Annotated in this window: 9 protein-coding genes; 8 read left to right on the top strand and 1 reads right to left on the bottom strand. The window is 41.4% G+C overall.

All coding sequences use genetic code 11. From position 1 onward, the window contains the following. Positions 1-25: 25 nt before the first annotated feature. The 8 genes from ACFN7Z_RS05855 to ACFN7Z_RS05820 all read left to right on the top strand — a co-directional run bounded on the left by ACFN7Z_RS05855 (position 26) and on the right by ACFN7Z_RS05820 (position 9908). The gene (locus ACFN7Z_RS05855; RefSeq protein ID WP_010327057.1) at positions 26-874 is read left to right on the top strand and encodes an RNA methyltransferase; all 849 of its coding nucleotides are present in this window, start codon (positions 26-28) and stop codon (positions 872-874) included. Further along, the gene (cysE, locus tag ACFN7Z_RS05850) at positions 867-1676 is read left to right on the top strand and encodes a serine O-acetyltransferase (protein ID WP_004696365.1); all 810 of its coding nucleotides are present in this window, start codon (positions 867-869) and stop codon (positions 1674-1676) included. Before ACFN7Z_RS05855 ends, cysE begins: the two co-directional genes overlap by 8 nt. 123 nt (positions 1677-1799) lie before the next feature. Then, positions 1800-2702, top strand: coding sequence for an ABUW_2363 family tetratricopeptide repeat lipoprotein (locus ACFN7Z_RS05845; RefSeq protein WP_029575058.1), 903 nt, complete (start codon positions 1800-1802; stop codon positions 2700-2702). Between the two features lie 133 nt (positions 2703-2835). Then, complete coding sequence (locus tag ACFN7Z_RS05840) at positions 2836-4842, top strand: triacylglycerol lipase (RefSeq protein WP_029575059.1); 2007 nt, start codon at positions 2836-2838, stop codon at positions 4840-4842. Between the two features lie 252 nt (positions 4843-5094). After that, positions 5095-7728 carry a DNA mismatch repair protein MutS gene (gene mutS / locus ACFN7Z_RS05835; protein WP_010327060.1) on the top strand — a complete coding sequence of 878 codons (2634 nt, stop codon included), beginning with the start codon at positions 5095-5097 and terminating at the stop codon, positions 7726-7728. Positions 7729-7935: 207 nt separating this feature from the next. Then, positions 7936-8259 (top strand): ferredoxin FdxA, encoded by a 324-nt coding sequence (gene fdxA, locus ACFN7Z_RS05830; protein ID WP_010327061.1) that lies wholly within the window; start codon positions 7936-7938, stop codon positions 8257-8259. A 132-nt stretch (positions 8260-8391) separates the two neighbouring features. Then, the gene (locus ACFN7Z_RS05825; protein WP_004982106.1) at positions 8392-9111 is read left to right on the top strand and encodes a D-Ala-D-Ala carboxypeptidase family metallohydrolase; all 720 of its coding nucleotides are present in this window, start codon (positions 8392-8394) and stop codon (positions 9109-9111) included. Positions 9112-9242: 131 nt separating this feature from the next. Next, the gene (locus ACFN7Z_RS05820) at positions 9243-9908 is read left to right on the top strand and encodes an O-methyltransferase (protein ID WP_010327063.1); all 666 of its coding nucleotides are present in this window, start codon (positions 9243-9245) and stop codon (positions 9906-9908) included. A 141-nt stretch (positions 9909-10049) separates the two neighbouring features. Here ACFN7Z_RS05820 and ACFN7Z_RS05815 read toward each other — a convergent pair whose 3' ends face one another. After that, positions 10050-10892, bottom strand: coding sequence for a universal stress protein (locus ACFN7Z_RS05815; RefSeq protein WP_010327064.1), 843 nt, complete (start codon positions 10890-10892; stop codon positions 10050-10052). Between the last annotated feature and the right edge of the window lie 114 nt (positions 10893-11006).

The raw sequence follows: 11006 nt of genomic DNA, 5'->3' as shown, positions 1-11006 counted from the left end.
ATTTTAAAGATTCATTGGAAAAATCATGAGCCAATTTGACAATGCCGCTGTTTCAGCGCATCTCTCCCATGTGCGTATTGTCATGGTCAATACCACACTCCCTGCGAACATTGGTAGCGCACTGCGCGCCATGAAAACAATGGGACTCTCAAAGCTGGTGTTGGTTGCGCCAAAAACCTATCCACATCCCGATATTGATGCTTTGGCTGCGGGTGCAACTGATTTAATTGAGCAGATTGAAATCGTTGAAACCCTTGCCGATGCCATCAAAGACTGCCATTTAGTGTTTGGCACGAGTGCGCGTAGTCGTACCATTCCTTGGCCTTTGCTTGACGCACGCCCTGCGGCTGAAAAATCAATTTCAGCAGTGGTGAATGATCAGCAAGACGTTGCTGTTGTATTTGGCCGTGAAGACCGCGGACTGACCAACGAAGAACTGGCCATGGCTAACTATCATGTCACCATTCCTGTAAATACAGACTATGGTGTACTAAATGTGGCTCAAGCCATTCAAGTGATTTGTTATGAAATGCGTATGGCCACACTGGCTGCTGTGGAAAGCGGTGAAGATGAAGCTGCAACCATGCCTGTCACAGATACAGAGTCTATGCAATGGGATGAGCCTTTGGTCACCCATGAGCAAATGGAACAGTTCTACCCGCACATTGAAAAAATGTTGGCCGAGATTGAATTTTTAGACCCCAAAAATCCACGATTACTGCCTTTACGCTTGCGTCGTCTTTTTGGACGTATACAATTAGATCGTATGGAATATCATTTACTTCGTGGTATTTTTAGTCGTGTACAAGCCTTAAACAATGGCACATGGAAAAAGTCAAATACGGATCAAACAGAGGATCAATCTAATGCTTAAACAGCTCAAAGAAGATATACAAGCTGTATTCGCGCGCGATCCTGCGGCACGAAACACTTTAGAAGTTCTAACCACATATCCAGGCATTCATGCCTTGATCATGCACCGTATGGCGCATGAGTTATGGAAAAAAGAATGTAAAGGCTCAGCACGTTTATTGTCTTCTTTTAGCCGTTTTGCAACAGGTATTGAAATTCACCCGGGTGCTAAAATTGGTCGTCGTTTTTTTATTGACCATGGCATGGGCGTCGTGATTGGTGAAACCGCTGAAATTGGCGACGATGTGACCTTATATCACGGTGTCACTTTAGGTGGAACTACATGGAATAAAGGCAAACGTCACCCGACCTTAGAAGACGGCGTAGTGGTTGGTGCTGGTGCTAAAATTTTAGGCCCTTTTACTGTCGGTAAAAATGCGAAAGTCGGCTCAAATGCAGTCGTCACCAAAGCAGTTCCAGCCGACACGACCGCAGTTGGTAACCCTGCACGCTTTATTTCTAAAGATAAACCGAAAGATGAGGCAGAAACACGTCGTCGTGATTATGCAGAAAGTATTGGTTTCCAACCTTATGCTGCAACACAAGACCAGTCTGATCCAATTCTTGAAGGTATGCGTGTTCTACTTGACCGCATTCAGCTCAATGAAAAACGGATGAACACCTTATGCCAACGTTTGTCTTTGCTTGATCCAACCTTTAAAAAGCAACAACAAAATGAACAACCCTTTAGTGCTGAAGAATTGAAAATTTTGGAAGATGTACGCCGCGAATGTGAAGCTCAAAGCCTGCCATCCAATGACTAAACATGAAAAGTGTTAGTTTTTGAAAACCTGCCTATAGCAAACCTTGCATGTTCATCAGAGTTTTTTTAGACTGACGAACATGCCTTTTATACCACTTCTTAAAATAATGAATGGAAGAACCTTATGATGCTTAAACCCTTAGCGGTTGCTGTTCTTGCTGTCTCGTTTTTAACAGCGTGTAGCTCAAACCCAACGAAGAATAACAACGATACCATCGTTTTTACAGAGCCTGAATTAACTGCACCATTTTATGCACTCAATCCATTTAATTATGATGCGCCACCTCCATTTGAAATTAACTTAAAAAAAGCAGCGGCTCAGCCTGTAACAAAAATGGAAGTGACTCGCTCTGACGATCCATCTAAAAAAATGGTTTTAGACACCAATAAACTGATTATTCCAACCATAAACAGCAAAGACCGTCAATTAAAGTTTGCCGTACTGGCAGGCGACAATGAAGTCGACATTACTGAAATTGATGACTTCTTACAGTTGGCTGAAGGCAAAGCCCGTCACTACCCACCACGTTTTACAGAACGCCAAGAACGTAAAGGTTTTGAGTTAAAACTAAAAGAAGTGACACAACAGCTTGATACGTTAGCATCAAAAGACAATGCTTCATTTGATGTACTGGTCCGTGCATTCAAAGCCAGCGTTATGGCACGTAATTTAGACCTTGGTTCAGTCTATACCACCAAGTCTTTGGCTTATGCACAGCGTATTTTAAAAATTAACCAAGAAGACCCTGAAGCAAACTTCTGGTTCGGTTTTGCTTTGTCTGAAGGTGGTGGTCAACGCGAAGCAATGCCATACCTCGATAAAGCAATGAAAGCTGGTGTTCAAGAAGCATATTTAGCGACAGCAAATAACTACATCGCGATGGAACAAAAGAAAAATGCGGTGCAAACCTTGAAAAACTACAAATTGAAATATCCACAAGAAGCTGAAGTTGCGGATCGCTTGATTAATGAAATTGAAAAACAAGGTCGTTGGAATGTTTGGCAAGTTCTAAATACTGCAAAATAATTCCATCACTTCTGATGTACCTAAAAAATAGACCGAATTTTCGGTCTATTTTTATTTTAGGCGAATTGATAAATCCGAAAATTATCGTATGATTTAAAAAATTCAAAAGAATAAACGGTAGTCGATGCTTTTTATGCCTAAATACATCCGTAGCACCTTGATAGTAACTGCTCTATTTTCGCTCTTGAGTGGTTGCCAAGTGGTCAGTGTGAAAAATCAATCACTGAACGTCACGATTACCAATGAGCGTGAGAGTATTTTAACGCGAGATAAGCTCAGTGAAGCGAGTCTAAACGTGTTGTCCATGACAGGTCGAGAAGCCAAAATCTGTTCAGAGCAACCTGAAGAATGTGTCAGCGAACTCAGACAAATTCCACAAATTCAGGATGAACAACTCCTCTCTACTGCCAGCGAACTGTATCTCGCTAAAGCAATTTCCTTAGAAAAATCATCTACCTGTAAAGTGAGTATTTTAGCCAAGACTCAGTCCGAAGAAAAAAAAGCGCTACAAAAACAAAACTACCAAAGCTGCCTAGATGAGCAACTCGGCATGTTGGATAAAAGTATTCGCTATAGTTATGCCTACATGTTTAACACCAAACGTGGTCCCCAAGATCGTATTTTTGATAACCGACAAGTCCAACTGCGTGACTTTTATAACCAAGCTATCGCTAAACTTGTACATAGTTATGGACTACGCCATGAACCATCTGAAGTCGGTAATCAAATCAAAGTGGGACAAAGTATTTACCGCATAAATTACGATAACTACCCACTTTTAAAAAACCGTCAAGTTGAACAACTAATGTCAACTTACAATATGAACTTCTCAGGCCTCCGCTCTATCACGCGTCGCGATGGTTTTGGTTCAGAGTTTCTGATTGTTCTCCCACCTGAGCATAACGATACCTCACCTGAAAAAGCCAAATATATTGTCGATCCACTGCATTATCAGTACACCAATGGTCGTAATCCTAACATTCACAATGCCCGTTATTTAGCAGCGACTATTACCGCACAACCACGCTCTGCATCCAATATCGATGAGATCTTAAACAACCCTGAGTTTGAAATCTCAGCTTATGATCCCTATAAGTTTGAATCTGCGAAAATTGCAGGCAAAAGTTACCCTCTTGCTGCAAACTTTTCTGCGCCTTATGGCTTATGGTTGGCACAAAACAATTTAGGTAAAGCCGCGTATTTATCACTGATTGATCGTGATGCACGCCTCACTATGCCGCACCTATACATGCTTGAGCCGTACAACCCAAATAAAAAAGTGGTGGTGCTCGTTCACGGACTAGCCAGTAGTCCAGAGGCATGGATTCGTTTGACGAATGATGTCATGGGCGATCCCGTGCTACGTGAACACTATCAAGTCTGGCAAGTGTTCTACTCGACCAATATGCCAATTTTGGAAAGTCGTTTCCAAATCTATGCAATCATTCAACAAAGTTTTAATTTGGTCGATAGCAAAGCGCCTGCCAAAAAGGATGCCGTGCTAGTGGGTCATAGTATGGGCGGTATTATTGCGCGGCTTTTGGTAAGCGATGCTGACTTAACCCCTGCGGCAATGAAACTGCTACCCAATCGACGTGTGCAACAATTTAAAAATGATCCTCTGTTTAAATCGCGCCTCGACATTCAACCGATTCCAAATTTCAGTCGGGCCATTTTCTTAGCAGCGCCACATCGTGGGACAGAGTTTGCTGACCGCTGGTTTACCCTCGCGGCGCGTAAAGTCATTCGTCTACCAGGTGCATTTTTGGGGGCACTGACCGATGTTATACAAAGTAGTGACCCTGACCTACAAGAATTTATTAAAGATGTAGATAATGGACTCATACAAAATGGGCCAAGTGATCTCAGCAAGAACTCTAACTTCACTCGGTTAACTAAAAACGTCGTTCCATACAAAGGCATGAAATTCCACAGCATCATGGGGAATGCGACCAAAAGTGATGACATCAATATCATTACAGACGATGTCGTGCCTTATACGAGTGCCCATCTAGATGGTGCATTGTCTGAGAAGATTATTAAAGGTGGACATTCTATTCAAGAAACGCCTGAAGCTGTTCTTGAGATACGTCGTATCCTACGGTTGCAGCTGACTGAACTCGGTCTGTATAAGCCTTAAATCTTAAAAAGCCTAAACAGATGTTTAGGCTTTTTTATTTTTGCTTTACACCTAATGCCTACAGCAATAATCACTTGGCTGTTTAACAACTGTTCGCTTTATAGATGATTTATTGTTTAGTCGTTTTCAATTTTGCTAAGATATTGCCATTCATACAATAGCTGTTCATAGCGCATAAATACACACGGTAAGCGGTGTCGCTCGGTCTATTTTTATATTGTGCATTTTCAAAGATTTAAGGATTTCACCTACATGAGCAATTCGGGAATCATAACTGATTTGTCCACACTCACACCCATGATGCAACAGTACATGGGCGTCAAAATGCAACATCCGCACTCTTTGATGTTCTATCGTATGGGTGACTTCTACGAGCTGTTCTTTGAAGATGCACACAAGGCCGCTAAACTTCTCGGGATTACCCTGACCCATCGTGGCAAAGCCAATGGTGAACCCATCCCTATGGCAGGTGTTCCTTACCATGCAGCTGAAGGCTACCTTGCTCGCTTGGTGAAAAAAGGCGAAACCGTCGTTATTTGCGAGCAAATTGGTGAAGTCACAGGTAAGGCCCCTGTTGAACGTGGCGTTGTCCGGATTATTACCCCAGGTACACTGACAGATGATGCCTTACTGACTGCACATCAAAGTTCAAATCTTGTCGCGCTTTGCGTACAACAAAACGAAATTGGTATTGCGCTGTTAGATTTAAGTGCAGGTTTATTCAAAGTTCAGCAACAAGAGTTTCAGCTTGAGCAACTCGGTATTGAACTGTCTCGTCTGATGCCAAGTGAAATTTTGGTCGATGAAAATATTGTCGACCCCAATATCATTGAACACATTAAAAAACTGCTCGACTGCCCTGTAACACGCCGTCCCAATGTCGACTTTAATTTAAACAATGCACAAAAAACTTTATGTGATCAGTTTGCTGTATCGACTTTAGCTGGTTTCGGTATTGACCATTTGCCGCTTGCCAAAGCAGCAGCAGCATCGCTGATTCATTATGCCAAAGAAACGCAAAAAACAGCCTTACCGCATATTCGCTCTATTCAGCTTGAACAAAGCAGTGATTTCATTGCGCTTGACCCTGTGACACGTAGAAACTTAGAGCTAGTTGAGCCTCTGTTTGAACACGGCACGTCATTATTTCAACTCATCAATGACTGTCAAACGGCAATGGGTGGACGTTTACTTAGTCGTACACTGATGCAACCGTTACGTGATACCAAGCTCTTAGACGCACGTTTAGATGCCACTAAGAGTCTTGTGGATGGTTACCATGAATCACCAGTCCGTTTAGTATTAAAAGAGATTGGAGACATCGAACGTGTCCTCAGTCGGGTGGCTTTAGGTAGCGCCCGTCCGCGTGACTTAGTGCAACTGCGCCAAGCCTGTGCGCAAGTCCCTTATTTACGTCATGCCATTCAACCCGTGATTCAAAGTAAACAGTCCGCACTCATTACCCAATTGAATGAGGAATTGGGTGATTTCCATGGCTTACATCAACGTTTAATGTCTGCCATCGTTGAACATCCACCTGTGCTTTTACGAGATGGAAATGTGATAGCGGAAGGTTTTGATCATGAACTCGATGAACTCCGTAAAATCCGCGATCATGCAGGACAGTACTTGATCGACCTTGAAATTCAAGAACGTCAAAATACTGGAATTTCGACCTTAAAAATTGGTTATAACCGTGTCAGTGGGTATTATATTGAACTGACCCGTGCACAAGCCGAGCAAGCACCTGATCACTACATTCGTCGTCAAACCTTGAAAAATGCTGAGCGTTATATCACCCCTGAGCTAAAAACCTTTGAAGACAAAGTGCTTTCGAGTGAATCCCGTGCATTAGCTCGCGAAAAAATGCTGTTCGAAATGCTTTTAGATGAACTGCGCGCCGAGATTGGGCATTTACAAATGATGAGCAGCGCTATTGCGCAGATCGACCTCTTAGCCAACTTTGCACATCAGGCTCGCTTACGCAATTGGTCACGTCCTGAGTATAGTCCAGAAATTGGGGTTAAAATTATTGCGGGACGTCATCCAGTGGTTGAGGCTTTGAACAAAGCCTCATTTACACCGAATGACACGACACTTGATTTTAACCACCGCATGGCCATTATTACGGGTCCTAACATGGGCGGTAAATCAACCTTTATGCGTCAAACGGCTTTAATTAGCCTATTGGCCTATTGTGGCTCATATGTACCAGCCCAATCAGCAGTCTTAGGTCCTATTGATCGAATCTTTACCCGTATTGGTTCTGCGGACGACCTATCTACAGGCAAATCGACCTTTATGGTGGAAATGACTGAGACCTCGCAAATCCTACATCATGCAACCAATCAGTCGCTGGTTCTGATGGATGAAGTTGGTCGTGGCACCAGTACCTATGATGGTTTATCCTTGGCATGGGCTTGCGTACTTGACTTAACCAAACGCATTAAATGCTTATGTTTATTTGCCACACATTACTTTGAACTAACCGAGCTAGCCAAAGAAACTGCTATTGATAACTACCATGTCACCGCAAAAGAACTCAATGGCAACCTCATTTTGTTACATAAAGTCCAACATGGGCCAGCGAGCCAAAGTCACGGCTTACAGGTAGCAAAATTGGCGGGTATTCCTGCCAGTGTGATCAAAGAAGCACAAAATCGTCTGAAAATTTTAGAGAAGCAACAGCTGCAAAAACCTAAAGTCGTTCAAAATGATTTGTTTGCCGCGATAGAAACACCTGAACTTGAAATCATTGAACGTGTGGTCGAAATTGAGAAGCCTTCTGCCGCACTTGAACTACTCAAGAGCATTGATGTCGATAACTTAAGTCCACGTGAAGCCTTACAGCAGCTTTATGCATTGAAAGATCAGCTACATTCATAGTAGTTTTCTATTTTTGTAAACCGTCTAGACCGTCAAAATGACGGTCTTTTTTATTGTAAAAAGCAATTTTCAGCAGAATGTTCAGTTTTTATCAAATTTAACAGCCGTGCATATAACAAATATCAATAAAAGCAATTGTTAGTTGGTGCTGTTTTTGCCTAAAATACACATTAGTTATTAGAACCATATTTTTAGGTAGCCTTCGCCATGACCTTTGTTGTCACTGAAAATTGTATTAAATGTAAATATCAAGACTGCGTAGAAGTTTGTCCAGTAGACTGTTTCTATGAAGGTCCAAACTTTCTAGTGATCAATCCTGATGAATGTATCGATTGCGCACTGTGTGAACCTGAATGTCCAGCAAATGCAATTTTCTCTGAAGATGAACTGCCAGAAGGTCAAGAAGTATTTATTGAACTAAATGCTGAGTTATCACAAACTTGGCCGAACATTACCCAGATTGGTGACCAACCTGCTGACCGTGAAGAATGGAACGGTAAAACAGATAAGTTACAATATTTAGAAAAGTAAGCCAGAAAAAGATCAGCATAAGCTGATCTTTTTTTATACCTAAAACACACATTTGATTGCAATATTTCCAATTTTTCCTCACAAATTTGGATTAAAATAATAGGCGTATTTTTTAAATATTTGATTTCTATAATGAAGAAATTTTTAAAGGGATTATTTGCGGTTAGCATAATCCCCTTGGTGATGATTGGCTGTACGACTTCATCCCACAAAGGCCAGACCATCACAACTCCTGATGGAAAACGTATTTTTATCCCACAAGAGAAAATTAGTTTTGACCGCCCTGCTCCACCTAAAATTATTCCTTATACCTACAATGCTTGGATGTCTGTCGGTGACACGCTAGCACGCGTACGTGAGTATGAAGTTTTTCTTGAACGCAATGGCGTGGGAAATATCATCCCAAGCTTTGAACTGCTCAGAACAGCACGTGACTGGCAAAAATGTGGTCGTTCACAATACATGATCCCGAACCGTGAACTTTGGAAAAACCAAATTGCGACCTTAAAAGTATTTAAATATTTAGTTGCAGCCAAAGTACTGACTGATTTTGAAGTCACTTCAGTTTATCGTGATCTACCTTTAAACCAATGTGCTGGCGGTGCAAACTCATCCCGCCACTTATTCAATTCTGCCATCGATTTTCGAATTGGGTCTGAAAACCCGCAACCCGAAGATTATGCTTATATTGAAAATACAAAATATCGTCTATGCCAATTTTGGACCCAACATGGTCAGAGCTTGAACATGGGCTTAGGTTTATATGCTTCTGGTCAGATTCACATTGATACCCAAGGATATCGTACATGGGGCCCAGACCTCAGTCGCAATTCTTCGATGTGTAGTTACTAGTTTTTAAAAATTAAAAGAGGTCAATATGACCTCTTTTTTTGAGCATTGATTTCAACAAATATGGTCGGAAAAATTGCACTCTGAAAATAAAAGTTTAAAATGCTCCACATCGCAACCAAGGTGAACATGCTATGCAACAAATGTGGACAGAGATTGATAACTATATCGATGCACATTTAATTCCTGAAGACCCCATTCTACTGCAAACTTTAGAAAATACAGAGAAGCATGGTTTTCCAGATCACTTAGCTGTTGCACCCAACCAAGGTATGCTTTTACAGATGTTGATTCAAATGAATCAGTGTAAACGTGTGCTAGAACTCGGCACTTTTGCTGCCTATAGCACCATGTGGTTAGCGCGTGCTTTACCTGAAGACGGCTATATTTTAACGATTGAAGGGCGTGATACGCATGCCGCGATGGGTCAAGAAAATATTGACAAAGCTCAGCTTAAACAAACCATTGAACTCAAATGTGGACGTGCAGCAGATATCCTTAAATCACTGCCTGCAGACATTGAACCTTTCGACTTTATTTTTATTGATGCCGATAAACAAAGCTACCCAGAGTATTTGGAATTAAGCCTGAACCTATCTCATTCAGGTACTTTGATTTTCCTCGATAACGTAATTCGTGCAGGCGATATTATCAATCCTGAAAATCATAAACCAAGTATTGAAGGGATTCGAGATATGTTCAAAGCGATGCAAAACCATCCGAAAATTTTGTCGTGCACCGCACTTCAAACGGTCGGTAGCAAAGGACATGATGGATTTGCCTTAGCCATTGTAAAATAAGCCAAAACTTAGATTAAAAAACAATCGATTAATTTAAGCTTATATAAATTATAAACTTACATTTACTGTCCATATAGTTATCCACAATTAATGAGGATAACTATGGATAAAACAGTTCCAATTCAGAGAAATCACTCTAAATTAACGGGCAACCAGTAAAGGAACTTTGGCATTCCTAAAAATAGTGGTTGCAATGCTGCCCAAGAAGAACTGATGAATTTTACTGTGGCTGAACGCACCGAGCACAATCAGTTGTATGCCATGCTCATTTTGGTATTCCAGAATATTTTCAGCCACGTCACCATAACGATATTCTGTAATCACATCCAAATTCGCATCTTTCAAATACTGTTCAGGTTCTCTTAAAATTTCAGGGTGGTCACCGACATAGACCAAATGGCATTGTAAGAGGTGCAGTAGATCACTTTGCGCAATCCGCTTCATCATCTTCACACACGTCGGTGAATACTCGTAGGCAAAGATAAAGCGCGTAGGTGGCTTAAAGCTATCACCTACCGTCATGACGGTACAATTTGCACCACGGATAAAGTTTTCAACATTACTGCCCAATGGTTTATTGCGTTCAGCCGATTTCTCACCCACACGGCCAATCACCACAATGTCATCTTCGTGCAATAAGTTAAAACTTTGCTCTAGAAAGTCACCCTTTTCTTGAATATGCGTTGTATGTAGGCCATGCGTTTCGAGAATGAGTTTCGAAATATGATCGAGTAAATTATTGCTATAACTGAGCGCAAGTTCACTTTGTTTTTGCTCTAATTCAGCCAGCTCTTTGAGCAACATTGCATTGCTTTCAAATCCAATTACCCCGCTAATTTCACCTAAGTGATAACTTGCAGGATAATAATCCAAAACTTGTAAAAGGACCAATTCCCGCCCAGTCTGCTTTGCGATCCACGCCGCAGCTTCTGCTAGGGCATTGATACAAGGGGAAGAATCGATACATGCAATGACTCGTTTCATTATCGCCTCTCATTACACCGCATTTGGTATAAGGTCTCATTGTTGTTCTAAACTTAGCATATCTTTTTTTTTGATGGCAGGTTTTTATGTAATTAAGTATTGATAAATGTTCAA

The sequence above is a fragment of the Acinetobacter sp. P1332 genome (assembly GCF_044057475.1).
Lineage (GTDB): Bacteria > Pseudomonadota > Gammaproteobacteria > Pseudomonadales > Moraxellaceae > Acinetobacter > Acinetobacter johnsonii.
Note: the sequence above shows the minus strand (reverse complement) of the source record. Positions and strands in the feature narration are given on the sequence as shown.